This window comes from Massilia sp. UMI-21 (assembly GCA_015277795.1).
In the GTDB taxonomy this organism is placed as follows: domain Bacteria; phylum Pseudomonadota; class Gammaproteobacteria; order Burkholderiales; family Burkholderiaceae_D; genus Telluria.
This window is the reverse complement of sequence record CP063848.1, coordinates 859,560-884,611: the sequence shown is the minus strand read 5'-3', so window position 1 is coordinate 884,611 and position 25,052 is coordinate 859,560. Positions and strand designations below refer to the sequence as shown.

Genomic DNA, 25,052 nt, shown 5'->3' with positions numbered 1-25,052 from the left:
TCACTCTACTGTGACTACCGTGCGTTTCCGGCTGGCAAAGTTGGTGGAAAACCTGGGCCACCACATAACGCAAGCACTTGGAGCGGGGCCGCAGTTCAACAGCCGCTCTTTACTTCCCTAAATACTCCGGTTCTGTTTGCCAAGACTCCCATTTATTTCTTGTCGAGTACTTAGCTCGATGCCTGCTCGACCTGCCCGGCCGTGCCTGGATGGGCGCCAGATTCGATTGCACTCACCCTTTCACTCAACGATTTCAGTTGCTGTTCAACGGTTCGCTGTTCGTCCTTCGGCTCTGGCGTCTTGAGTTTGGCATTTTTTGCCTGGTAATCGAGGCGATTTCGTGAAAACTCCGCCCCTGATCGGCCGAGCCTGAACGAAGCGATGAAGACATACATGCCTGTAAAAATCAGCAGATAGATAATATCCTTCTCCGTTGCGGGATGCGTGTCATCCACTATTTCCCGAACGCTAAGGCTGTGAGCCTGGAAGTCGATGATTGTCCGCTTGATATCTGCAATGACAGGATCACACTGGTTCTCTGTACAGATAACAGGAAGATCGCTTTGCAAGATAACCCCCGCCGTAACGTGGTTAGCACGCGGCGCGTACAGCGAACGCTGCATCCTGCGAATGACGTCGCAGGTTGCCACCGCCTCCGTGCTTACACCCTCCACAGGGCAAAATTTGTCCTGCGCGCGATTTATTGCGTAAATCGCGGACTCTTGTTTTCCAATACCGATATTTCGTTTGGCGACGTCAATCTGTGACTGCTCCATGCTGAGCAAAGGACTCATCAACTTAGCGACACCTACAATCGTCACCGTAACGGCGAGGATATCGGCGATTGACCATATTTGCCGCCAGCGGTAACTATCTCCGTGTCCAGGATTACGAACCCCGACCGAAAAGAAGATCGCACCGCAAATCAAAGCGACAACAACGATGTTGAATAATCTGGGGTCCAGCCCAAGAATCTCCATTTATTATTTTCCTGGAAGCGAACCGGTTAGTAGGGACTGGTTATCGATCATAGAGACAAAAAACGACTGGAAGTGGATGCGGCATCCTCGCACACTTTTGCTTTCCACCACCAGGGCCGAGTTCCTCGACACAATAGCCAGATGCAAGCCATCCTTTACTTGCATCTGGCACAAGAAAACGTCGGACTACCCTGTTAACGCTTTTCCTTGTTGATCATCTGCAGGAGCTTGAACGCTTCACGCTCGATCACCGCTTCCGCATCCGCCAGCTCCTTGCTTGCCTGGACATAGGCCGCCCGCTTGCGTTCTTTCTTTTCTTCCGGCGGCACCACCGGCTTCATGCCCGGCATGATGATCTGGGAGGCGCTGTTGTATTTCCTGTGGATCAGCTGCTTGCCGTAGGGCGTGTTATAGAAACGGGTCATCTCACGCGCGGTATCGGCGGAAATGCTGCGCGCCAGCGGCGCCGCCAGGCGCCGGTACACTTCGGCGGGCGGCGTCTTGGCGAGTTTGGCGAATACCGCCTGCCGTTGCGCTTCGCTCGTGTAACGGCTGCGGGCGGCGACGCCGCGCAATACTTTCTCGACCTGCATGGCGGCCAGCAGATCCTGCACGGCCTGGACGTGGGCAGGGCTGATGGCGGCAGCCTGCGTTGCGGGCGCCGGGGGCGCGGCAAAGGCAGGGACGGCAAGGACAAGCGATAGACCGAATACGGCCGGGGCTGCAAACTTCATGAAGATTCCTTTGGATCAGAATGGGCGCATCAGGGCCTCGATGATGCCAGATCACATCATGCGAAGACGCACACATTCCCACCTTCCGAAAACGCCCGGGATTTCCTTGTCTTTGCCGCGGGCAAGATTTCTATACGAACTTAGCCACGCACTCTTGCGCTAATCGGTAGCGCTCGCTTGCCCGGCGTGCTGAACTGGCTTAGCGGGACAGGCTTTCGCCATTCCGCTCCCGTCTTCAGCAGGAGTGCACGTGCCCTCTTTCGATCCAGCCAGCCTGGCCCCGGCGCAAATCGCCGACCTGCGCCGCAAACTCGAGGCCGCCGACTGCCACCCGCCGGCGCATGCCTGCACGCTGGGCGAACTGGCCGAAGCCATCGTCGAGTTTCGCCGGCGCGAAGGCATCGCCGGCCGCGGCGTGCTCGACGAAGCAACCCTGCAGCGCCTGGACGAAGTCAGCGGCGCGACCTTCCAGGACGTCTTCCGCGACGAACTCAGGCTCTTGCGCCCGGAACCCGACGCTGCCCTCGACGCCGGGTTGCCGTCGCGCGCCCATAAGGCCGGGCTGGTCGGCCTGGCGCTGTCCGGCGGCGGCGTGCGCAGCGCCACCTTCGGGCTCGGCGTCTTGCAGGCCCTGGCGGCAAACGGGCTGCTGCGCCATCTCGACTACCTGTCCACGGTCTCCGGCGGCGGCTTCATCGGCGGCTGGCTGTCCAAGTGCATCCACGAACAGGGCGGCGACGTGCGCAAGGTCGAGGAGATGCTGGCGCAAGGAAGTGGCAATGCGGGCGGCGCTGCCGAAGCGCCGTCGATCCGCTTCCTGCGCCAGTACAGCAACTACCTGTCGCCGCGCGGCGGGATGTTCAGCGCCGATACCTGGACCCTGATCGGTACCTATGTGCGCAACACCGGCCTGAACCTGACCATGCTGGTCGCCTGGCTGTGCGCCCTGCTCCTGCTGCCGCGCGCCGCCGTGTGGGCCGTGCACCGCATCGTCGACGCCGGCGGACCCTGGGCCGTGTACGCCGACCTGGCCTGGATCGCCGGGGTCCTGCTGTTCCTGTGCGCCGTGTTCTGCATCGCCCTGAGCATTTCCAGCAAGCCTTCCGGCTCGCGCGGCCGGCGCCGCTTTCCACTGTCGCAAGGCGCGGTGCTCTGGTGGATCAACCTGCCGCTGTTGCTGGCGGGCTTCCTCGGCAGCCTGGGCCTGTGGCGGCATGGCGGCGAAACGCCGTTCTGGGAATGGAGCGCGCTGCCGGCCCAATTGCAGGGCCGCGCGCACTGGCTGCTGGCGCCGGGCTTCGTCTACTTCGTGGTGTGGGCCTGCGGCTGGTACCTGGCGCACGACCGCACCAGCGTCTACCGGCGCGCCGGCTACACCTTCTGCACCGCGGCCTTCATCGCCGTGCTGGCCGTGCTGTGCGCGGCGGCGCGTGCCTTCGCCCCCGAAACGATCGTCCGGTTCATGGCACGCGAGAGCTACGACTATCTGGTGAACGGCTTGCTGGCGCTGTGCGTGGTGCTGGTCATGCTGGCCCTTGTCCTGGGCGTCGTGCCCCGCCTGCTGCAGCCCCATCCGCCGCCGCCCGACCTGACGCGCACCGAGGTCGTCGAAGGCGTGTCGCACCTGGCCTGCGCTCTCGGCGCACTCGGCATCGGCACGATCCTGCTGCTTGCCGGATTGTCCCTGCTGCCCAACCCGAACACGCATCCGGTGCTGAACAATGCGATCGCCCTCACCACCTTCGGCATGCCGCTGATGATGGCGCTGTTCGCCGGCACCATGACGCTCATGATCGGCCTGATCGGTCGCATGTACAGCGACGCCAGCCGCGAATGGTGGAGCCGCCAGGGCGCCTGGACCTGGATCTTCGCGCTGGCCTGGGTCTCGATGTTCGGCGTGACCTTCTTCCTGGCGCCGCTGCTGCACTGGGCCTGGCTGACCCAGAACCCGTGGTCGCACATCGGCACCGCGCTCGGCTGGCTGGCCATGACCTGGTTCGGCCTGAAGGCCGGCAGCGGCAACAGGACCGGCATGAGCGGCGCCGGCAACCACCCTGCCGACTCGCGGTTCGACCCGCATCTCGACCTGGTTGCGCGGCTGGCGCCCTACGTGTTCACGGCCGGCGTGTTCGCGCTGCTGAGCGCCCTGGTGCAGACGGTGGTGGCGCCGCCGCAGCTGGACTGCCCTGCTCCGGTGAGCTTCACCTGCGTCTACGCCGCCCATACCGGCGCCACGCTCGCGACCAGCGGCCCCAGGCTGGCGTGGGCCTTCGTCGGTTTCCTCAGCGCCGCGCTGCTACTCGGCTGGCGCGTCGACATCAACAAGTTCTCGCTCTACATGCTGTACCGGAACCGCCTGGTGCGCGCGTATTTCGGCGCCAGCAGCCGCGCGCGCAAGCCGCATCCGTTCACCGGCTTCGACCCGGGCGACGATCCGCTGCTGGCGGACCTGAAGCAGCAGCGTCCCTGCCACATCATCAACACCTCGCTCAACCTGGTCGGCGGCGAGGAACTCGCCTGGCGCACCCGCAAGGCCGCGTCGTTCACGTTCACGCCGCACTACTGCGGCTTCGAGCTGCCGGCCGGGTCGCTGGGAAGCGCGGCCCTCGCCGGCGCGCAGTCGTCCGATGCCGCGCGCGGCTGCTATCGACCCACCGGCGCCTATGGCTCGCGCTCCGGCGCCGGGGCCGACGACGACGCCGGCGTGCGGCTCGGGATGGCGGTCGCGGTCTCGGGCGCAGCGGCCAGCCCGAACATGGGCGCCCACTCCTCGCCGCCGCTGAACTTCCTGATGACGATGTTTAACGTGCGCCTGGGACGCTGGTGCCCCAATCCGCGCAAGGCCGCCTGGCGGCAGTCCTCGCCGCCGGTCGGGCTGTTCAGCCTGCTGGCCGAGCTGTTCGGCCTGACCAATGCCGACGCGACCTACGTCTACCTTTCCGATGGCGGGCACTTCGACAATCTCGGCATCTACGAACTGATACGGCGGCGCTGCCGCCTGATCATCGCGGTGGACGTGGCCAGCGACGGCCGGCTGGCCTTCGAAGACCTCGGCAATGCGATCCGCAAGGTCGGCACCGACCTGCACGTGCGCATCGACCTCGACGTCTCCAGGCTGGCGCAGCTGGGCGGCGATGGCCTGTGCGGCGCCAGCTGCGCGGTCGGCACGGTGCGCTACAGCCAGGTCGACCAGGGCGGGGTGGACGGCACCCTGCTCTACCTGAAGCCGAGCATCGTCGGCAAGGAAAATGCCGACCTGCTCAACTACCGCAAGGTGCACCCGGCCTATCCGCATGAGAGCTCGGTGGACCAGTGGTTCGACGAAACCCAGTTCGAAAGCTACCGGGCGCTGGGACAGTACGTCGGAAACTGCGCGCTGGACGGGGCGAGCGCCGCGGCACGCAAGCAGGATGGGGGCCTGGACGTGGGCGCGCTGTGCGTGGAGCTGGCGCGACGGCATGGGGGCGCGGTGCAGGCACAGCGCTGCGCGGACGTCAGGGCGGGCTGGCGCTGAGGCGGAGCTCAAGCGGCGGCAGCTTCTCCCGCAGGCGCTCCAGTCGCAGGCTCCTCCGCCTTGGGCACCAGCCCGAGCAACTGCTCCATCAACTGCGCAAAGCGCTGCTGCCCCGGCTGCAGATGGTCCACATGCGTCAACACCGCATGGGCTTCGTCGTGCAGTTCGGCGCTGTAGCCGCGCTGCTGCATGTGCGAAATCAGGATCTGCGCCGAGTTGAACAGGATCCGCACGTTGTGCGGCAGCGCCGCGCGCGCGTTACGCATCCACTCCACCGCTTCACGCAGCTTGCCGGTCTTCCACAACAGCACGCCCTGGTTCATCAGGTCGATCGCTTCCTTGCGCGCCCCGCGGATCAGCCTTTCGCCTTCCTCGCCCATGCGCGCCTTCTCGAAGATCTGCTGCACCTCGTCCTGCAGCAGCGTATTGTCGTGGTTGTTGCGGATGACGTAGCACAGCAGCTCGACCGGCGCCTCCTTGACGCCGACCGCGAACAGCAGGGTCGCCATCTCCAGGCAGGTGGGCACGTCGGGGCGCTCGGGCGTCGATTGCAGCAGCGCTTCCAGCTCGTCGCCGGCCTTGCGCGCGCGGCGGTAGTCGCCGCTCTCGTGGTACACCAGGCCCTCGGTGATCTTGGTGCGCAGCTCCATGTCCGGATGCTCGGCGCCGAACTCGCGCTGCGCCGCGATCAGGAGCTGCAGCGCTTCCTTCGGGTCGTTCTTCAGGCCGCACACGCGCGCCAGGCCGAGGTAGGCGTCGGGCGTCTTGCGGATCGAGTATTCGCCGATCGCGATGCACTTGCGGAAGGCCTTCTCCGCCATGCCGACGTTGCCCAGCTTCAGGCAGGCCTGGCCGAGGTTGCGCTGGCGCGGCACGGAATTGGGCGACAGCTTGGCCGCGCGCTCAAGCACGCTCAATGCCTCTTCGTGCTTGCCCAGGTTTTGCCAGGCCAGCGCCAGCTGGTCGTAGGCGTCGATGTAGTAGCGGTTCTCGGCGATCACGGTCTGGAACATCTGGCGCGCCTGTTCGAAATCGCCGTCGGCCATGCGGATCTTGGCCAGCCCCGCGCGCGCCCACTGGTATTCGCGCTGCGCCAGCACGCGCTCGTAGGTCTCGCGCGCCTTCGCCGGCTCGCCGCTCTTCTCCATCAGGCGCGCCTTCATGCGCAGCAGCTCGATCTCGTGCGGCTTGTTGACCGCAACCTGCTCGTCGCACAGGCGCGCGGCGCGCAGGTAGTCCTTCTCGGCATAGGCATGGTCGATCAGGTTGAACACCTGCTTCTTGCGCCACACGCGGTTCAGGCGGCTGAGCAGCACGCCTTCGGTGATCGGCTTGACCAGGTAGGCGTCCGGCTGGTGCTCGGCCGCGCCCATCACCGATTCGACGCTTTTCTCGGCCGACACCATCAGGAACACGCTCGAGGGCAGCAACAGGTGGCGCATGCGCGCCTCTTCCAGCACCTGCTGGCCGTTCTTGCCCTCGCCCAGGTTGAAGTCGCACAGCACCACATCGTAACGGGTCTTGTTCAGCAGGCCCATGGCCTCGCCGCCGCTGGAGGCCTGGTCGATGGTGCGCGCACCCAGGCTGCGCAGGGCTTCGCGCAGCAGCTGGCGTACCCCGATGAAGTCGTCGACCACGAGGTAGGTCTTGGTGGCCCAGTCGACCTGGTCCGAGGCGGCGGCGGGCATGCCCGCGACGGCGTTGACGATGGCATTCATGGCAGGGTCAGGATAAAGCAGCCGCCGCCAAGGCTGCCGCCGTTCTCGAGACGCACCGCGCCGCTGCGCTCGCGGTGGCGATGCATGCGCGCGACCTCGCGCGCGAAGTGCAGGCCCAGGCCGGCGCTGTTGGTCAGGAAGTCGAGGCCGGCCGCGGTGCCGCTCATCGCTGCGCTCCCCGCCGCCAGCAGGGCCGCAGGGAAACCTGCGCCGTTGTCTTCCACGCGGATCTCGAGCCAGCCGTCGCGCTCGCGCGCCACCAGCAGCACGCGGTCACGCGTGTAGTGCACGGCATTGTTGACGGCGTGCGAGACCACGCCGACGATCAGGTCTTCGTCGAAGTGCCACACCAGTTCCGGATCGATGTCGAGCTCGAACCGGATGCCGCGCGACTCCAGCAGTACGCGCCCGAGGGCGACCACCTGCTCGGCCAGCTGCCCGACCTCCAGCGGCTGCACGTCGAACGGATATTCGGGCGTGCCCACCTGCTTGTACAGGGCCAGCAGCTGCATCAGGTTGTCGTTCAGGCGGCGGGTCTGGTAGAGCATCTGCGCCATCTGCGGGTAGGCCCGTTCGGTCTCGGGCGACGCGTCGTCGAGCAGGCGCTCGAGCGTGCCGGACAGGACGCTGATCGAATTCTTCATGTCGTGCGCGGTCGACGCGAGAAACATGGACAGTGGCGAATGTGGGTCTTCCATCGATCTGGCCGGGCGTCCGGCCGCAAAAAAGTTACCTTGGGTCAATTATACCGCCAGCGATTTGACATTTCCTGGCGGAATGTAACTTATTGCGCGATCACAACATCCTGCAATCATTCATGCATCGACACCGGGAACGCGTGGAGCACGCCGGGCCCGCAGCACGAAACGTGCCGGATCGAGCGCATCGACCAGCGCCGTCTCGAGCGGCAGCGGCTCGCCTTCCAGCTGCGCGGCCAGCAGTTCGGCCGCCAGGGGCGCCCAGATCAGGCCGCGCGAGGCATAGCCGAGCAGCGCATGCAGTCCGGGATGGCGCGGCACGTCGCGCAGGCGCTCGGTGGCGCCTGCGGCGCCGAAGTCGGGCAAGCGGCCCACCAGCGGCAGCCGGTCCGGGGCCACGCAGCGGAAACCCACGCGGCCGGCCAGCGGCGCCCCTGCCGCGGCGGCAGGATCGGACACCAGGCCGCGCAGGCGCGCGATATTCTCTTCGTGGCTGGCGATGCGCAGCTGCGGATCGTCGTCGAGGTCATAGGTGGCGCCGGCGCAGGTGATGTCGCCACCGGCCGGGGTCAGGTAGGCTTCGCGGCACAGCACCAGCGGCAAGGCGGGCAGGCTGGCGCTGGCCAGGTGACTCACCTGGCCACGCAGCGCCGCCAGCGGCAGCGCGCGCGATTGCGCCAGGCTGCGCGCGCCGGCGCCGTTGGCCAGCACCACGGTCGGCGCCTGGCCGACCACCGCGCCGTCTTCGCCGCGCGCCAGCCAGGCCGCGCCCTCACCCGCAGCGTCGCGTTCCAGGGTAATCGTGCCGACGCCGAAACGTTGCACGAGCCGATCCCCGCAAGCACGCAGCATCGCCTCGCACACGCTGCCGGGGCGCGCCCAGCCACCCTGCGGGAACAGCCAGCCGCCATCCGGCGCCGGCAGCCCGAGCAGCGCCTCGGCGTCAAGGCGTTCGAGCCAGCGCGCGAAATCCGGCGGATAGGCGTGTTCGCGCGCGATGCCGCGCGCGACCTCGGCGTGCCCGGCGTCGCGTGCCAGCTGCAGCACGCCGCAGGCCTGGCCTTCGATGGCGGCGCCGATACCGCCCAGCTGGCGCCAGGCCCGCAGCGCGTACAGGTAAGCCGCGCGCGTCAGGCGGGTCGGGATGTTGTCGTCGCGTGACAGCAGCGGCATGAAGATGCCGGCCAGGTTGCCCGAGGCTTCCATCGCGGGCGCCGGATGGCGCTCGACCAGCGTGACCTGCCAGCCGCGCGCGCACAGGCTGGCACAGGCGGCGGCGCCGGCCAGGCCCGCACCGATGACGAGGGCGCGCTTGTGCGCCGCGGGCAGCACCGGCGGCACCGGCAGGCGCGGCTTGCGGCTGGCGAAGACGGCGCCGTCACCATCGAAGACGAAACCCTGGGCCTGGAGCGCCGCGCGCTGCGCATTGTCCAGGCGCTCGCCATGCAGGCAAGCGCCGCTTGCTGCGATGCGTGCCAGCGGCCGTACGAAATCGGTGCCGGCCACGCCATGCAGCCGGAAGCAGTCGGGCTGCGCGCCCAGCTGGGCCAGCGCCGTATCCAGCGGCGCCGCCAGCAGGGTCAGCGTCAGCCGCGGGTCGTCTTGCGGAATGCGGTGGAAGCCCGGCAGCAATCCTGCGGCGAGCGCCACGATGTGCAGGCGCTGCGGCCGCGCCGGATCGCTGCGCCAGGCGTCCTGCAGCGCGCGCGCCCAGGCGCCGTCGCCGTAGTCGGTGTGGAAGACCGTGTAGCGTTCGCGGCCGCGCCAGTGCGTGCGCAGGTCCATCTCAGCGCCCGGCGTAGCAGAAGCAGGCCTTGTCGTGGTCGTTCACCACGCCGATGCCCTGCAGGTAGGCGTAGACGATGGTCGAGCCGACGAATTTGAAGCCGCGCTTGGCCAGGTCTTTCGAGATGCGGTCGGACAGCGCGGTCTTGGCCGGGCGCACCCCGTCCGGCCAGTCGTTGACCAGGGGCGTGCCGTCCACCCAGCCCCACAGGTAGGCGTCCAGGGTGAGGCCCTGCTCGCGCATCGCCAGGTAGGCCCTGGCGTTGGTAATCGCCGCCGCCACCTTCAGGCGGTTGCGCACGATGCCCGGATTGGCCAGCAACCCGGCCACCCTGGCGTCGTCGTAAGCGGCAATTTTTTCGGCATCCCAGGCGTCGAAGGCCGCGCGGTAGTTCTCGCGCTTGTTCAGGATGGTCTCCCACGACAGTCCGGCCTGCGCGCCTTCGAGATTGAGCATCTCGAACAGCGTGGTCTCGTCGTGGCAGGGCACGCCCCACTCATGGTCGTGGTAGGCGATGTAGCGGGGGTTGGCCATGTTGGCCCAGGTGCAGCGGGTCTGGTTCATGGCGGAAGTATAGATCAGACCCGGCGCCGGGATTCACGCCGCCGGTGAGCGATGCGCCGCCACCCCGTATCGTGGGCGAGTGGAAAGGCCCGCCCCCGGCGGCTTGAGGCCTGCCCTACTTCTTCATCGGTATCGGTTCCTTGCCGGTGGCGGTGCTGGTGTCGTCGCCGGGCGTACCCGCCGTACCGGTGGCGCCGCGCGCCGTCGTGGCGATCAGTTCATCCGCCGCCAGCAGGTGCTGTTCGACGACCGGCCGCATCTTCGTGGCCAGGGCCTTGATGTCCGGGTCCTTGATCTTCTCCAGGCTGTCGCGCAGCTGTTCGTGGGTGACACGGTGGTCGCGCCGGCCGGACTGCTTGATGTACGTGCGGTCGAAGATGTCGCCCTTGAGCGCATCGAGCAGTGCGCCCTTGGCCTTGAACTTGACGTTCAGCTCCTGCGGCAGCTCGACGCCCTTGGCCTGGGCCAGGGCCTGCACTTCGGCCAGGGTCTTGCTGTGTTCGTCGACCATGCGCTGGGCATAGGCCTTGATTTGGGGATTGACGGCCTTGCCGAGCGCCAGCTTGCCGGTGGCGATCTCGGCCATGTTGGCCTGGGCCATCTGGATCAGTGCCTTGCGGTCTGAACGGTCAAGCTTGGCTGCCGGGGCGCCGGGCGTCGCCGCGTCGGCTGCCTTTGTCGTTGCCGTGGCGGCGGCAGGCGCTGCATTCTGGGCGCCTGACTGGGTGCCGGTCTGCGCCTGGGCGGCGCCCGCGGCGAACATTGCGCTGGCAAGCGATAGCGCCAGCATACGGTGGATGCGCAGTGTCTTCTGCATGAAATTCTCCTTGAGGCACTTGCGTGCGGCTGGCTGCCGCAAAGCGCGGCAGCCGGTGATTCGCTGGCTGCTGCCGGGGGGCAGCATGCCCGCGATGGTTTGCCTACTGATTTACTGGCGTAGTTTCGCGCCTAGTTACCGGAAGTGGTGCCAGACTTGAGCGTCGTCATCTGCCGGGCCGCCTTCAGGTGCTGCTCGACGGTCGGCATCAGCTTGGTGGCCAGTGCCTTGACGTCAGGATCCTTGGCTTTCTTCGCATCCTTCTCCAGTTGCTTGTGGGTCTGCCGATGATCGGTCACGCCCACCATCTTCATGTACGCACGGTCGAATTCCGGGCCATCGAGTTCCGCCAGCCGGGCCGAGATGGCCTTGTGCTTGGCGTCCAGTTCGGTCGGCAAGGCCACGCCCTTCTGCCGGGCCAGCGCCTGCACCTCGTTCAGCGCCTTGCCGTGGTCGTCGATCATCTGCTGGGCGAAGGTTTTGACCTCGGCGGTCTGGCTCTTGCTCAGGGCCAGCTTGCCGGTGTCGACTTCGGCCATGTTGGCCAGCGCCATGTCGGTAAGGGCCTTCTTGTCGGCCGCGCTCAGCATGGCCGCGCCGGAAGCGGTGGCGCCGGCGGCGCCCGATGCACCCGAGCTGGCTTCCATGGCGCCGGTGTCCGCGGTGTGCGACTTGGCGCCCTCGGATCGGGTCGTGCCCTGGCTGGCCTGGGCCTGCACGCCGAAGGCGATCGACATCGCGGCCACGACGCTTACTGCTAGCAACTTCTTGACGACCTGCCTGTTCTGCATGAGGTTCTCCAGTTCTTGCAATGGCAGGAGGCTGCCAGACCGGGCTCGGCCGGACGGCCTCTCCTGCTTCCGACATCGCATGATGTCGAGCGCGTCGAGTGTATCGTCGCGTATGACGGACCAGCGCACGTTAGCCATATAGCAATTCCATGTCATGCCGGCCCAAAAACCGGCCATGGCGTGCGCCCGATACGGCCGCGCGGCGTATAGTGGACTGGCGCGGCCGGTGGCCGTAAAGCGAGGACACGATGAAAACCGAACTATCTCCCACGGACACCTGGCGCGGACTCCCGCTGAGCCCGGCCCAGAACCGGGAAGTGCTCAACTACATCCAGCGCTGCGAGCGGACCGGCGCCACCTGGGACACGCCCGAACTACGGGCCATGCTCGACGACATGCTCAGTCCCCCGGAACTCACGGAAGACAGCGGCGACGAGATCCACGACTGCACCGAAAGCGCCGCCTTCGCGGCGACCCACGAGGAACCCGGCGACAGCATCGACGACGACATTCGGTAGCTCGCCGGTCAAACGCCTGTCATAATCGGCAGGCAGAATGCGTGTGTCCTTGGGAAGGGATACCGGCGGTGCAAACCGCCCTACCGGCGCCGGCGGTCGGGAAACATACCGGCACCAGTTAACTACAGTAGCGGGATCAGGATGTCGTAGGCGTTATCCGGACGGTTGCCGTCGTGGAGCGCGGGCGTATAACGCCGGTCATAGCGCTCGATGCGCCAGCCTTCCTCGTCGCGCACCATGCCCAGCTGCTCGATCGCCGCATAGCCGGTCAGGTAGGTGGCTTGCACCCGCGTCATCGGCCCGCGGTGGGTCAGCATGGCATAGCGGCGCTCCGGAATGCGGATGGCGATCATGCCCGGCGGCAGGTTGTTCAGGTCGGTGACTTCGGCGGCGACGCACTCCAGGTGCTGCCCATCCTTGTCTTGCAGGCTGACGCCGTAGCGCAGCCCATTGGTTTCGCCGAGTTCGCTTTCGCGCTCGAGGAAGCTGCTCCAGATGTCCGGCATATCCGCTTCCAGTACTGAGAGCGGACCTGCAAGTGGCAGCCCGGCGAGCTTCATTTCAGGTAAGGTAACGGTAGAGATGTGCATGGTATCGGCTACGCAAGTGGACGAAAAAAATTATAGCCTTAACTCATCGACAATATTGTCACGCACGCAATCGTGCGCGCGGTTTTTTCGCAATCTGGCAGGACAAATGTGCAACAGCGCACACAGCCGTCATGACACCAGGCAGTTTCTGCTCGCGAAGTACGCATACTCCGCCCCCAGTACCGTCCAAGCGCGCAATTGTGCAGTTCGTCGCAAACGCTCGATGGAAGCCCATGCCTCTACCTAGAATGGATGCATACCACTTACCGGAGACCCCCATGCAACGTCCGATCCTCGCCGCCGTCCTGTCCCTCGCCGCCTTGAGCATGCCGCTCGGCGCGCACGCCGATGAACAGGCGCGCGCGCTCACCCCCTTCACGGGCGTCGCCGTGCGCGGCGCGGTCAACCTGACGGTGGAAGCCGGCAAATCGTATTCGATGAAGGTCCATGGCGACCCGCGTTACATTGCGCGCGTGACCAGCGAAGTGATCGACGGCGAGCTGCGCCTGGGCATGAAGGACAAATCGCGCACCAACATGGACAGCGACGACCGCGTGGTCGTGACGATGCCGGCGCTGCAGACCTTCAAGGGCGAAGGCGCAGGCCTGCTGCGCCTGGTGAACATGCGCGGCGAACGGCTCGACGTGAACTACCGCGGCGCCGGCCGCCTCGCCATCGACGGCGAAGTGCGCACACTACGACTGCACGCCCAGGGGGTGGGCGAAGTCGACACCAGGGCGCTGCGCACGCAGGATGCCGACGTGCGTTTCGAGGGGATCGGCGCAGTCCACGTCTACGCCCGAAACAGGCTCGACGCCGATGTGCGCGGCATGGGCAACCTCACCTACTACGGCAACCCGCGGGTGGTGAACAAGTCGGTGTCGGGCATCGGCAGCGTGACCGCCGCCGACTAAGGCCGGGCCGGGCGGTTGGCGACGTCGAGCAGGACCTCGGCATGGCAGGGCCCGTCGAGCGGGCACCAGCAGGCCAGGTTCTTGCCGCGCAGCTCCTCGCGCGCCTGCGCCGCCAGCCGGCGGCCGGCCCGGTCGTCTTCGAGCCAGCGCCGGAACGCGGCCACCGCCTCCGCCACGCCGGGCATGGCGATGTAGCGCGTACCCACCGGCGTGCCCGGCTCTGCTTCCGGCACCACCGAGAACGGATTGCCCCAGCGGCCGGGGCGCGCCACCGACACCGTGTTCGGTGGCAGCTTCCAGCCTTTCTTCCGGCTCAGCCGGACACGCGTCGCCTGCATTGCCTTGGCCTTCCCTACAGTTTTTCGATCTGGGCGTCGATCTTGCGTAGCGCCCGCTCGCTGCGCTCGCTATACCGGTCGGTCAGGTAGCCGCTGCGCCCGCGCATGAGCAGGGTGATCTTGAAAAGCTCCTCCATCACGTCCACCACCCGGTCGTAATAGGCCGAGGGCCGCATCCGGCCGGCCTCGTCGAACTCCTTGTAGGCCATCGGCACCGAAGACTGGTTCGGAATGGTAAACATGCGCATCCAGCGCCCCAGCAGGCGCATCGTATTGACCACGTTGAAGGACTGCGAACCGCCGCAGACCTGCATCACGGCCAGCGTGCGGCCCTGGCTCGGACGCAGCGCGCCCTGTTCCAGCGGGATCCAGTCGATCTGGTTCTTCATCACCGCCGTGATGGCGCCATGGCGCTCGGGGCTGCACCAGACCTGGCCTTCCGACCACAGCGAGAGTTCGCGCAGCTCGACCACCTTCGGATGGGTCTCGGGCACGCTGCCGGCCATCGGCAGTTCCATCGGGTCGAAGATCTTCACTTCGGCGCCGAAATGCTCGAGGATGCGCGCCGCCTCGTAGGTGAGGAAGCGGCTGAACGAGCGCTCGCGCAGCGAACCGTACAGCATCAGGATGCGCGGCGGATGGTCCATGTCGCCGACCGGCGCCAGCTTCTCCACGTTGGGCATGTCGAGCTGTTCGGGGTTGATGTTGGGGAGTCCGGGAATCTTGTCCATGTCATGTCCTTTCAACTCAGGCGCAAGGCCAGGGCGGCCAGGGTGACAAGCAGGATCGGCAAGGTCAGCACCACGCCCACCCGGAAATAATAGCCCCAGGAGATCGCGATCCCCTTGCTCGCCAGGACGTGCAGCCACAGCAGCGTGGCCAGGCTGCCGATCGGCGTGATCTTCGGACCGAGGTCGCTGCCGATCACGTTCGCATAGATCATCGCTTCGCGCACCGCGCCGGTAGTGGCGGTGGCATCAATCGACAGCGCGCCGACCAGCACCGTCGGCAGGTTGTTCATGATCGACGACAGCAGCGCCGTGATCACGCCGGTGCCCAGGGCCGCGCCCCACACGCCGTACTGGGCGCAGCGCTCCAGCAGCGCCGTCAGGTAATCCGTCAGGCCGGCATTGCGCAGCCCATAGACCACCAGGTACATGCCGAGCGAGAACACCACGACCTGCCAGGGCGCGCCGCGCAGCACCTCGCGCGTGGAGATGCGGTGACCGCGCGCGGCGACGACGAACAGCACCAGCGCGCCCAGCGCCGCCACCGCGCTGATCGGAACGCCCGCCTCGTCGAGCCAGAAGAAGCCGACCAGCAGCAAGGCCAGCACCCACCAGCCGGCGACGAAGGTGGCGCGGTCGTGGATGGCATCCATCGGACGGCGCAGCTGGGCCATGTCGTAGTCCTGCGGAATATCCTTGCCGAAGAACCAGAGCAGTGCGCCCAGGGTGGCGGCGACCGACACCAGGTTGACCGGCACCATCACGGCGGCGTAGCGCGCGAAGCCGATATCGAAGTAGTTCGCCGAGACGATGTTCACCAGGTTCGACACCACCAGCGGCAGGCTGGCGGTGTCGGCGATGAAGCCGGCCGCCATCACGAAGGCCAGCGTGGCCCGGGGAGAAAAGCGCAGCGCGGCCAGCATGGCGATGACGATCGGCGTGAGGATCAGCGCCGCGCCGTCGTTGGCGAACAGCGCCGCCACCGCCGCGCCCAGCAGCACCAGCAGCACGAACAGGCGCCGTCCGTTGCCGCGGCCCCAGCGCGCGACATGCAGTGCCGTCCATTCGAAGAAACCGGCCTTGTCCAGCAGCAGGCTGATGACGATCACCGCGACGAAGGCGCCGGTGGCGTTCCACACGATGTCCCAGACGACCGGGATGTCGCTGACCTGGATGACGCCGGCCAGCAGCGCGACGATCGCGCCGGCGGCGGCGCTCCAGCCGATGCCGAGGCCGCGCGGCTGCCAGATGACGAGGACCAGGGTGGCAAGGAAGATCAGGAATGCAGGCAGCAAGCTCGGTTCTCCCGTCATGCCGGCAGCAGGCTGCCGATGTGGTCCAGCGCCGCCTTGAAGCGAGCCCGGTCCTGCGCCAGTTCATCCAGGGGCAGCGCCAAGAAAGCCTCGATGCGGGCGCGCAGGATGGCATAGGCGCGCTCGAAGGCGGCCGTGATCCGTTCTTCGCTGCCTTCGACGTGGCTGGGGTCGTCCACGCCCCAGTGGGTGCGCAATATCGGGGTAGGAGATGCGGCCCCCAGGTAGGCCGGGCAGGTTTCGCCGGCCGCGCTGGCGCAGACGGTGACGACGATGTCGGGCGTGACCGGCAACGCGTCCCACGACTTGCTGTAATAACCCTCGGTCGGGATGCCTTTTTCGGCCAGCAGTTGCAGGGCGCGCGCGTTGAGGCGGCCAGTGGGCTGGCTGCCGGCGCTCAGGGCATGCCAGCCCCGCGGTGCGAGGTGATTGAAAACGGCTTCACTGATGAGCGAACGGCAGGAATTGCCGGTGCAAAGGAACAGGATGTGCATGTGAATCAGGTGGATGGGGTGGGAAGGCCGCAGACCGGCGTGCAGGGGTTGCCGCCGCAGCAGTTCTCGGTGAGGAAGGCCAGCAGGCCGTTCATGGTCTCGAACTGCGCCGCGTAGATGATGAAGCGCCCTTCCTGGCGCGGCGCGATCAGGCCGGCGTGGCTCAGTTCCTTCAGGTGGAAGGAGAGCGAGGATGCGGGGATGGCGAGCGCCTCGGCGATCCTGCTGGCGGCCATGCCGGCCGGGCCGGCCTGCACCAGCAGCCGGAAGGTCGCCAGGCGCGACTCCTGGGCCAGCGCGGCCAGCGCGGCGATGGCGGTCGTGGTGTTCATGGGGGCGTGCTTTGTCGTTTCCATCGTTATCGAATTATACCTTGTGTGCATGACCCTTCGAATCTTATCGAAATAATTTGACAGATTGATGACAAGGCATTTATTCTTATTTCGTCGAACTACGAATAACGAACAACCAAGTCAGGAGAGATGCCATGCCCCAGATCGATGCCACCCTTCCCGTCGCCGTGCTCGGTGCCGGCCCCGTCGGACTCGCCGCCGCCGCGCACCTGCGCGCGCGGGGCATGACGCCCCTGCTGCTGGAAGCCGGCCCTGCCGTCGGCGCCAACCTCGACAGCTTCCGCCACGTGCGGCTGTTCTCGCCCTGGCAGTACAACGTCGACAAGGCGGCGCGCAGCCTGCTCGAAAACGCCGGCTGGCGGATGCCGGCGCCGGACGCGTTGCCGAGCGCCGGCGAGATGCTCGACGACTACCTGGCGCCGCTGGCCGCCCTGCCCGGCATTGCCGATGCGCTGCGCCTGCGGCACCGGGTCACCGCCATCACGCGCACCGCGACCGACAAGGTGAAGACCCGCGGCCGCGGCGAAGCGCCGTTCCTGATCCGCGCCGACACCCCCAGCGGTCCGCGCGAATTCCTGGCGCGCGCCGTGATCGACGCCACCGGCACCTGGTCGCAGCCGAATCCCCTCGGCGCGAGCGGCATCCCGGCGCTCGGCGAAGCGGCGCTGGCGGCCCATATCGCCTACGGCATGCCCGACGTGCTGGGCAGCCAGCGCGCGCGCTATGCGGGCAAGCGGGTGCTGGTGGTCGGCGCCGGCCACTCCGCGGCGGGCACGCTGCTGGCGCTGGCGCAGCTGGCCGCCGAACATGCGGGCACGCAGCTGGTGTGGGCGACGCGCGGCAGCCAGCTGGCGCGCGTATTCGGCGGCGGCGACGCCGACGGCCTGCCCGCGCGCGGCCAGCTCGGACTGCGCCTGCAGGCGCTGCGCGACACCGGACAACTGGAGATGCGCCAGGACTTCCCGATCGTGCGCGTGATGCAGACGGACGGCCGCATCGCCGCCATCGACGCCGTCGGCCACAGCATCGAGGGCATCGACGAAATCGTCTGCGCCACCGGGGCCCGTCCCGACCTGTCGATCACGCGCGAACTGCGCACGCGCCACGACCCGTGGCTGGAGAGCACCGACGCGCTGGCGCCGCTGATCGACCCGAATGAGCACAGCTGCGGCAGCGTGCGCCCGCACGGCCACCGCGAGCTGGCGCATCCGGAAGCCGGCTACTACGCGGTGGGGGCCAAGAGCTACGGCCGGGCGCCGAACTTCCTGCTGGCCACCGGCTACGAGCAGGTGCGCTCGGTGGTGGCGGCCCTCGCGGGCGACGTCGCTGCCGCGGACGACGTCCAGCTCGACCTGCCGGAGACGGGGGTCTGCAACACCCGGCGGGCCTACCAGCAGCCGGCCAGCGGCTGCTGTACAGTACCGGCTGCCGAGGCCGCCGCCTGCTGCTGAGCGGCACACCATCACTGACAGGAGAAGCGCGTGCACCAGGCCCGCAAGACCATCGGCATCCTTGCCGCCACCCAGATCGTGTCGTGGGGCACGATGTATTACGCCTTCTCGGTGCTGTCGCCGGCGATCCGGCGCGACCTGGGGCTGAGCTTCGAAACCGCCTTCGCCGCCTTTTCCTGGAGCCTGCTGGTGGCCGGCGTGATCGCCACGCCGGTCGGGGCGCTGGTGGACCGCCACGGCGGCCGCTACGTGATGGCGGTCGGCTCGCTGGCCAGCGCCCTCGGCCTGGCCTGGCTGTCGCGCTGCACCAGCACGGCGGGCTATTTCGGCGCCTGGACGCTGATCGGCCTGGCGATGGCGCTGGCCCTGTACGAAGCGGCCTTCGCCACCATCAACCGCAAGCTCGACGCCGGTGCGCCGCGCGCGATCTCGACGCTGACCTTGTTCGCCGGCTTCGCCAGCACCCTGTTCTGGCCCCTGACGCTGGCCATCGACGCGCGCCTTGGGTGGCGCGACACCTACCTGGTCTACGCGCTGCTGCAAGTCGCCCTGTGCCTGCCGCTGCATCTCTGGCTCGGACGCGACGCACCCCACCCGCCGGCCTGCCCGCAAGCGCCGCGCGACAGCCACACGCTGGCGCAGGCGGTGCGCCATCCGGTCTTCTGGAAGCTGGCGCTGGCCTTCTCGGCGAACGTCTTCATCTTTTCGGCGCTGGCGGTGCACCTGATTCCACTGCTTCAGTCGCTCGGCCATTCGGCCGGCGCCGCCGTGTTCCTGGCGGCGCTGGTCGGCCCGATGCAGGTGGCGGGACGAATCGGCGAGCGCACCCTGGCGCGCGACACGCCACCCCAGGCGGTCGGGCGCTTCGTGTTCGCGACCCTGCCCGCCGGCCTGCTGGCGCTGGCCCTGCTGGGAACGCGGGCCTGGGCGGTGGCGCTGTTCTGCATGCTGTACGGGATGAGCAACGGCGTGCTGACCATCATCCGCGGCACCCTGCCGCGCGCGCTGTTCGGCGCACGCCACTACGGCGCCATCATGGGCGCGATGGCGGTGCCCTCGCTGCTGTCGAAAGCGGGCGGACCGCTGCTTGCCGCGGCCATCCTGTCCGGCGCATCGGGGAAGATGGTGCTGCCGCTGGTGCTGTTCGGCTGCGCCCTGGCCTCGCTGCTGCTGTACCTGTCGGCGGTCAAGCCCGCCACGACGGCGGACGCGCCGGAGCCTGCCGGAACTTGACGGCACGCCGCCGGCTTCCTATCCTCGCAGCTCAACCCGAACGAAAGCACCCATGACCAGTTCCTGCTGCGGCCCGGCGGCGGCGCCGCCCGCCCCCATCGACATCGACGAGCTTGCCGCGCTGTGCAAGGCGATCGGCCATCCCGCGCGGCTGCAGCTGCTGCGGCACCTGATCAGCCACGGCGACTGCTACTTCGGCAGCCTGGCCGAGGTGCTGCCGCTGGCGCCGTCGACGATTTCCAAGCATGTCTCGATCCTGAAGGAAGCGGGCCTGATCGAAGGCTCGTCCGACCTGCAGCGGGTGTGCTACTGCGTCCGCCCGGAGCGGCTGGCCCAGCTGAAGGCGCTGATCGGCGCGCTGTAGGACGCCTGGCCGTCCGGTTCAGCGGCGCCCCGGCGTCCCGATCCGGGGCAGCAGCACGGCCAGGATACCCAGCAAGGGCAGGAAGGAGGCGATCCGGTACACGTACTCGATCCCGGTGCTGTCCGCGATCGCCCCCATCGCCGCGGCGCCGATGCCGCTGATGCCGAACATCAGCCCGAAGAACAGGCCGGCGATCATGCCGATCTTGTTCGGCACCAGCTCCTGCGCAAACACCACGATGGCCGAGAAGGCGGAAGACATCACCAGCCCGATCACCACCGACAGCACGGCGGTCCAGAACAGGTTGGCGTAGGGCAGCGCCAGCGCGAAGGGCGCCGCGCCCAGGATCGAGAACCAGATCACGCGCTTGCGGCCGATGCGGTCGCCGATCGGGCCGCCCGCGAAGGTGCCCGCCGCCACCGCCGCCAGGAACAGGAACAGGTACATCTGCGCCGCCCCCACCGTGACGTGGAACTTCTCGATCAGGAAGAAGGTGTAGTAGCTCGACAGGCTGGCCATATAGATGTACTTCGAGAACACCAGCAGCGCCAGCACCGTCAGCGCCCACAGCACGCGCCCGCGCGACAGCTCCGGCCCCGCATGCACGGCGAGCTTGCGCGTCACCTTGCGCAGGTGGCCCGCGTACCAGCCGCTGACCTTGAACAGCACCGCGACCGCCAGCACGACCAGCAGCATCAGCCAGGCGATCCGGCCCTGGCCGCGCCCGACGATGATGGCGGCGGCCAGCAGCGGCCCGAAGGCCGAGCCCAGGTTGCCGCCGACCTGGAACAGCGATTGCGCAAAGCCGAAGCGCCCGCCCGAAGCCAGGCGCGCCACGCGCGAGGCCTCCGGGTGGAAGGTCGAGGAGCCGACACCGATCATGCCGGCCGCCAGCAGCAGCATGGCATAGCTGCCGGCCACCGACAGCAGCGCCACGCCGCCCAGCGTGACGCACATCCCGGCCGGCAGCAGGAACGGAATCGGCCGCTTGTCGGTGACCAGGCCGATCCAGGGCTGCAGCAGCGAAGCGGTGCACTGGAAGGTCAGCGTGATCAGGCCAATCTGGGTGAAGCTGAGCGAAAACTCCTGCTTGAGCAGCGGGTAGATGGCCGGCAGCACGGCCTGCACGCAATCGTTCAGCAGGTGAACAAAAGCGACCGAAAACAGGATCTGCATCACCGTCCCGGATTGCGCGGAGGGCGCTGCGGACGGCTGCGAAGGATGTGTGGACATGGGACGGCGTTGGGGGTGGCAAGCCTCGCCAGTGTACACGGCGCGACCGCGAAGCGTCGCCGGGCGCCGCCGCCGCGGTTCAGTAATTCACCGGATAGTCCTTCGGGAAGCTGCGTCCGCCGAACGCCTTCTTCTGTGTCCAGTCCTGCCCTGGTACGGTCCAGAACGCATCGCTGGCGGGCAGCCCCAGGGCCAACAGGCTCGAGGACGCGATATACATGCTGCCGTTGTTCGAGTACGCGTCTCCCAGCCCGGGCTGATGGCCGCGGAAGCCGATCGTGAGAAAACCGTCCTCGGTGAAGTTGCCCGGCGCATCCCAGATGGCCTGGTGTACCGCATGCAGGGCCGAGCGCACCTGCCCTTCCGGCAGCGAGGCCGGGAGCTGCTTGCGCCAGGCCAGTAGCGCCAGCGGCTGGAAGGCGGCGGTGCGGTAGGTGAGCGAACGCCCGATCGGCGGATAGCTGCCATCGGGGCCGACGAAGCGTTCCAGGTGTTCGCAATAGCGCTGCGCGCGCCTGCCTGCCTGCGCCAGCAGGTCTTGCGGCCTGGCCTGCCAGAATGTCCCCTTCTTCGCCACCAGGACGTCGAGCACCTCCAGCAGCATCGGATAGATGACGTAGGAATTGTAGTAATCGAAGTGGAAATCCTTGCCGTCCTTGATCCAGCCGTCGCCGGCGTACCACTCGTTGATCTTGCGGATCGCGCCGTTCATGCGCATCGGGTCGTACGCTTCCCCGATCGACAGCAGCCAGGCTTCGTTCATCGCGGCGAACAGCAGCCAATTGGTGTCCGGCGGCTCGATGCGGCGCAAGCCCTTGATCTCGGCAATGATGCGCGTCCTGGTGGTGGCGTCGAGCGGTTCCCACAAGGCCTTGGGGGCGCGCAGGAGGGCATTGGTGAAATAGGCGGAATCGACCAGCGCCTGCCCTTCTCCCATCCATGTCAGGTAGTCCGGACTGCGCGGGTCGACCGCGTTGGCATAGCTTTGCAGCGCCAGCTGCTGCAGGCGCCGGCGCAAGCGGCCCTCCTGCGTGTCGTCCACCGGCAGCGCAAGCCAGGGTGCGATGCCCGCCATCAGGCGGCCAACACACTCCAGGTAGGCGACCGACGGACTGCGCCCGTCCCAGGTCGGGCTTAGTTCGAGCGGGAACTTCTTTTTCAGCTCGCCCTGCGCCATCAGCGTCAGTACCGGCTCGGCCATCCGTTGCAGCAGGTGCAGCAGATACGTGCGCTCATCGCCTGCCGATGGTGCTGCCGCCACCGCATCGGCGGCCAGCAGGCCGGGGACGGCCGGCGCGGCGGCCAGCGTGCGCATGAAGTGTCGTCGTTCCATGTGCTCGCTCCTCCTTATCGGCCGGCCAGGCGCGCCATCTCGGCCGCGGCCAGCAGGACCGCGCCGACGCCGAAGGGCGCGGTCGACTCCTGGTCGACGACCTGCCCCGGGATCGCGCGCTCGCCGATCGGCTGCACGTAGCCGACCCGGCCGTCCGCCTGCACGGCCACCGTGCTCAGGTAGCGCCAGCCGCGCTGCGCCGCCGGCAGGTACACGCTGCGCGGCAGCAGGCCATTGTTGATCCCCCACAGCAGCCCGTAGGTGAAAAACGCGGTGCCGCTGGTTTCCGGTCCCGGCGCATGCGCGGGGTCGAGCATGCTGCGGGTCCAGTAGCCTTCCGGCTGCTGGCTGCGCACCAGGGCCGCCGCCATCGCCTGGAAGCGCGCGACGTACTGTGCGCGATACGGATCATCCTGCGGCAGGTCGGCCAGCACCTTGGCCAGTCCCGCGAACACCCAGCCGTCGCCGCGCGCCCAGAAATCCTTCTTGCCGCTGGCGCTCTTGTGCTTCGGGTAGACGTACTTGGCGTCGCGGTAGTACAGCTGCTCATCCGGGTCGTACATGATGCTGTTCGCGTACGCGAAGTAGTCGTGCAGCTTCTCGAGGTACTGGCGATCGCCGGTGATCCCGTACATCTTGGTCATGACCGGCATGACCATGTAGAGGCCATCGGCCCACCACCAGTAATCCTTGTCGGGAGTGCTCATCTGGTATTCCATGACCTCGCGGGCGCGCGCGATCTTGCGCGGGTCGCGCGGCTCCCGGTCCAGCTGATACAGGTCGGCATAGGTCTGGAAGCAGATCTGCCAGTCGCCGAACAGCACGTGTTCGGGGGTCTCGCCGTAGCTGTACTTCCAGCGCGCCTTGTCGTTCGAGGTCGCGCCCTGCCAGGCATTGTGTTCGGCCCACTCCTCGGAATAGCGCCGGTAGCCTTCGTTGCCGGTCACGCGGTAGGCTTCGATATTGCCGGTGTGGTAGGCCGCCACATCCCAGAAAGCCCACTGTTTCGCCGGCGTGCGCGATTGCCAGTAGGTGTTGACCTTGTCGATCACGGCGATCGCTTCGCTACGCTGGACGGTATCGGATGGCGCAGGCGTGGCGCAGCCGCCCAGCATGAAGCCCAGCGCGGCCAGCAAGCCGCTGAGGTAGTGTCGGAGAGGCATGGTGTTCATGGTGCAGGTGGGCAGGTGGGTGTCCATTCCAGGACGCCGACCGGCGTCGGCTTCGATGCCAGGACGCCTTCGGCATCGGCCTGGTGGACGGTCTGGAGGTAGAGATTCAGCTGGCCCGACTGGCGCCACAATTCGGTGTCGAAGCTCGGCTCCCACGCTCCCATGGAACGCTCGAGCAGGTCGGCTACTTGCCAGCCGCCCTGGCGCAGGTCGCGCGTGCAGGCGACAGAGACCTTGCTGCCCCGCTCTTCGTCGCGAAACACCAGCCAGGCCGCAGGCGCCGCGCCGGCACGATCGACCAGGATTTGCGGACGGGAGATCGGGATCGCCTTGGTCCCCAGGCCGGACAGCGAGAATGGCGTGCGCCGGAAGGCAAGGTCCTGCGCGCGCCAGGCCTGGCCGTCGTGGACCACCACGCGGTATTGCGGGACGGCGCCGCCCGGGTCGCGCCAATAGCTCGCGATGACCGGGTTGCCGTCACGGTCGGCCGCCATGGCGGTCTGGTTGATCAATTCGCTCCTGGCGGGGATGCGCGCCGCGACTTCCGCACTGCCGGCCGTGATCGGCAACGCGTAGCGCGCTCCATTGCTGCGCTCCCAGCTGCGTCCGCCGTCCAGCGACCGGGCATAGGCCAGGTCGTGGTTGCTGGCGACGTCGGGCGACGCGCGCCACACCCAGGACAGGTGCAGCGTTCCCCTGTGGTCGACAAAGGCCTGCCAGTAGGCGCTGCGCCGCCCTTCGCCGCTCAGGAGATTGTCCTGCAGCCGGCTCCAGCTGCGGCGCGCCGGGTCGTAGCGGTTGAGCACCAGGTTGCCGCGCCCGGAACCGCCGTCGCGGTACAGGAACAAGAGCTCGCCCTGCGGCGTACGGTAGAACTCCGGATAGGACACCGAGGCCTCGTCGCGTCCGGTCATCGCTTCCTGCGGACCCAGGGTGAGCGCGCCGGGCGCCGTGCCGCGGGCGTAGCGCAAGGGGCCATTGTGGTGGTCCCAGGCGACGTGCAGGACACCCGTGCCGTCGACCATGATGCTGATGCTGTTGTGCGCGTCGCGGGCATTGCCCAGGTACTGGGTGGGCGCCAGCTTCCACTGCGCGTCGCCTTGGCGGCGCTTTCCCAGCACTACCCTGCCCGCGCCGTCGTAGAAGGCGATGAATTGGTGGCCGTCGTGGGTGACGAGCGAGTTCTTGCGGAACACCACGGCATTGACCGAGTTCGCGGCCCAGCCGTCGGCCACCTCGACGACGCGCGCCCCGGCCTGCTGTCGTGCCGGCCCGGCGCACGCGCACAGCAGCACCGCAGCGGCAAGCGATACGGCGATCGGCAGTTGCCTGGCCGGGCGATTCCCTCTCATGTTCTCTCCACGCGAATCCGGCTACCTTACACCGCAATGCAAGGGCCCCGGAATCAAGCTGTTG

General features: G+C 67.4%; 24 protein-coding genes. 6 read left to right on the top strand and 18 right to left on the bottom strand.

Annotated elements, in window-relative coordinates; translation table 11 throughout:
- Positions 1 to 170: 170 nt before the first annotated feature.
- Both IM543_03905 and IM543_03900 read right to left on the bottom strand, forming a co-directional pair.
- Positions 171 to 980, bottom strand: coding sequence for a hypothetical protein (locus IM543_03905; protein QOY95049.1), 810 nt, complete (start codon positions 978 to 980; stop codon positions 171 to 173).
- Positions 981 to 1,174: 194 nt separating this feature from the next.
- Positions 1,175 to 1,714: a hypothetical protein gene (locus IM543_03900; GenBank protein ID QOY95048.1), complete on the bottom strand. Its 540-nt coding sequence runs from the start codon at positions 1,712 to 1,714 to the stop codon at positions 1,175 to 1,177.
- Between the two features lie 250 nt (positions 1,715 to 1,964).
- Here IM543_03900 and IM543_03895 point away from each other — a divergent pair, with 250 nt between their 5' ends.
- Positions 1,965 to 5,228, top strand: coding sequence for a hypothetical protein (locus IM543_03895; GenBank protein QOY95047.1), 3,264 nt, complete (start codon positions 1,965 to 1,967; stop codon positions 5,226 to 5,228).
- Positions 5,229 to 5,236: 8 nt separating this feature from the next.
- Here the strand turns inward: IM543_03895 and IM543_03890 are convergent, their stop codons facing one another.
- The 6 genes from IM543_03890 to IM543_03865 all read right to left on the bottom strand — a co-directional run bounded on the left by IM543_03890 (position 5,237) and on the right by IM543_03865 (position 11,602).
- Positions 5,237 to 6,916 carry a response regulator gene (locus tag IM543_03890; GenBank protein QOY96512.1) on the bottom strand — a complete coding sequence of 560 codons (1,680 nt, stop codon included), beginning with the start codon at positions 6,914 to 6,916 and terminating at the stop codon, positions 5,237 to 5,239.
- 26 nt (positions 6,917 to 6,942) lie between these two features.
- Positions 6,943 to 7,644 (bottom strand): HAMP domain-containing histidine kinase, encoded by a 702-nt coding sequence (locus IM543_03885; protein ID QOY95046.1) that lies wholly within the window; start codon positions 7,642 to 7,644, stop codon positions 6,943 to 6,945.
- Positions 7,645 to 7,761: 117 nt separating this feature from the next.
- Complete coding sequence (gene mnmC / locus IM543_03880) at positions 7,762 to 9,429, bottom strand: FAD-dependent 5-carboxymethylaminomethyl-2-thiouridine(34) oxidoreductase MnmC (protein QOY95045.1); 1,668 nt, start codon at positions 9,427 to 9,429, stop codon at positions 7,762 to 7,764.
- 1 nt (position 9,430) lies between these two features.
- Entirely contained in the window at positions 9,431 to 9,994 is a 564-nt protein-coding gene (locus tag IM543_03875) for a DNA-3-methyladenine glycosylase I (protein QOY95044.1), read from the bottom strand.
- 115 nt (positions 9,995 to 10,109) lie between these two features.
- Entirely contained in the window at positions 10,110 to 10,811 is a 702-nt protein-coding gene (locus IM543_03870) for a DUF4142 domain-containing protein (protein ID QOY95043.1), read from the bottom strand.
- Between the two features lie 131 nt (positions 10,812 to 10,942).
- A complete protein-coding gene (locus tag IM543_03865) occupies positions 10,943 to 11,602 on the bottom strand; it encodes a DUF4142 domain-containing protein (protein ID QOY95042.1) in 660 nt (219 codons plus the stop codon).
- A gap of 248 nt (positions 11,603 to 11,850) precedes the next feature.
- On the opposite strand from IM543_03865, the gene IM543_03860 reads away from it, so the two are divergent.
- The gene (locus IM543_03860) at positions 11,851 to 12,120 is read left to right on the top strand and encodes a hypothetical protein (protein ID QOY95041.1); all 270 of its coding nucleotides are present in this window, start codon (positions 11,851 to 11,853) and stop codon (positions 12,118 to 12,120) included.
- Between the two features lie 122 nt (positions 12,121 to 12,242).
- Here the strand turns inward: IM543_03860 and IM543_03855 are convergent, their stop codons facing one another.
- Positions 12,243 to 12,710, bottom strand: a complete 468-nt coding sequence (locus IM543_03855) for a GyrI-like domain-containing protein (GenBank protein ID QOY95040.1) — start codon at positions 12,708 to 12,710, stop codon at positions 12,243 to 12,245.
- A gap of 278 nt (positions 12,711 to 12,988) precedes the next feature.
- Between IM543_03855 and IM543_03850 the strand changes: the two genes are divergently transcribed.
- Complete coding sequence (locus IM543_03850) at positions 12,989 to 13,624, top strand: DUF2807 domain-containing protein (protein QOY95039.1); 636 nt, start codon at positions 12,989 to 12,991, stop codon at positions 13,622 to 13,624.
- Here IM543_03850 and IM543_03845 read toward each other — a convergent pair.
- The 5 genes from IM543_03845 to IM543_03825 are packed head-to-tail and all read right to left on the bottom strand — an operon-like array spanning position 13,621 to position 16,829.
- Positions 13,621 to 13,962 (bottom strand): DUF4326 domain-containing protein, encoded by a 342-nt coding sequence (locus IM543_03845; protein QOY95038.1) that lies wholly within the window; start codon positions 13,960 to 13,962, stop codon positions 13,621 to 13,623. The two genes, IM543_03850 and IM543_03845, sit on opposite strands and share 4 nt — an antisense overlap.
- 14 nt (positions 13,963 to 13,976) lie before the next feature.
- Positions 13,977 to 14,693, bottom strand: coding sequence for an arsenical resistance protein ArsH (arsH, locus tag IM543_03840; GenBank protein QOY95037.1), 717 nt, complete (start codon positions 14,691 to 14,693; stop codon positions 13,977 to 13,979).
- An 11-nt stretch (positions 14,694 to 14,704) separates the two neighbouring features.
- On the bottom strand, positions 14,705 to 15,985 hold the full coding sequence (locus tag IM543_03835; GenBank protein QOY95036.1) for an arsenic transporter: 1,281 nt from the start codon (positions 15,983 to 15,985) through the stop codon (positions 14,705 to 14,707).
- Positions 15,986 to 15,999: 14 nt separating this feature from the next.
- On the bottom strand, positions 16,000 to 16,497 hold the full coding sequence (locus IM543_03830; GenBank protein QOY95035.1) for an arsenate reductase ArsC: 498 nt from the start codon (positions 16,495 to 16,497) through the stop codon (positions 16,000 to 16,002).
- Positions 16,498 to 16,502: 5 nt separating this feature from the next.
- Entirely contained in the window at positions 16,503 to 16,829 is a 327-nt protein-coding gene (locus IM543_03825; protein ID QOY95034.1) for a helix-turn-helix transcriptional regulator, read from the bottom strand.
- Positions 16,830 to 16,984: 155 nt separating this feature from the next.
- Between IM543_03825 and IM543_03820 the strand changes: the two genes are divergently transcribed.
- From IM543_03820 to IM543_03810, 3 genes are read left to right on the top strand one after another with little or no spacing between them, the layout of a single operon-like run.
- Positions 16,985 to 18,301, top strand: coding sequence for an NAD(P)-binding domain-containing protein (locus tag IM543_03820; protein ID QOY95033.1), 1,317 nt, complete (start codon positions 16,985 to 16,987; stop codon positions 18,299 to 18,301).
- 30 nt (positions 18,302 to 18,331) lie between these two features.
- Positions 18,332 to 19,534, top strand: a complete 1,203-nt coding sequence (locus tag IM543_03815) for an MFS transporter (protein ID QOY95032.1) — start codon at positions 18,332 to 18,334, stop codon at positions 19,532 to 19,534.
- 52 nt (positions 19,535 to 19,586) lie between these two features.
- Positions 19,587 to 19,898, top strand: coding sequence for a winged helix-turn-helix transcriptional regulator (locus tag IM543_03810; GenBank protein QOY95031.1), 312 nt, complete (start codon positions 19,587 to 19,589; stop codon positions 19,896 to 19,898).
- A gap of 18 nt (positions 19,899 to 19,916) precedes the next feature.
- On the opposite strand, the gene IM543_03805 is transcribed toward IM543_03810, so the two are convergent.
- From IM543_03805 to IM543_03790, 4 genes are all read right to left on the bottom strand, one after another.
- A complete protein-coding gene (locus IM543_03805) occupies positions 19,917 to 21,131 on the bottom strand; it encodes an MFS transporter (GenBank protein ID QOY95030.1) in 1,215 nt (404 codons plus the stop codon).
- Positions 21,132 to 21,210: 79 nt separating this feature from the next.
- Positions 21,211 to 22,464: a DUF2264 domain-containing protein gene (locus IM543_03800; GenBank protein ID QOY95029.1), complete on the bottom strand. Its 1,254-nt coding sequence runs from the start codon at positions 22,462 to 22,464 to the stop codon at positions 21,211 to 21,213.
- Between the two features lie 14 nt (positions 22,465 to 22,478).
- The gene (locus IM543_03795; protein ID QOY96511.1) at positions 22,479 to 23,579 is read right to left on the bottom strand and encodes a glycoside hydrolase family 88 protein; all 1,101 of its coding nucleotides are present in this window, start codon (positions 23,577 to 23,579) and stop codon (positions 22,479 to 22,481) included.
- Between the two features lie 53 nt (positions 23,580 to 23,632).
- The gene (locus IM543_03790) at positions 23,633 to 24,988 is read right to left on the bottom strand and encodes a BNR repeat-containing protein (GenBank protein ID QOY95028.1); all 1,356 of its coding nucleotides are present in this window, start codon (positions 24,986 to 24,988) and stop codon (positions 23,633 to 23,635) included.
- Positions 24,989 to 25,052: the final 64 nt, after the last annotated feature.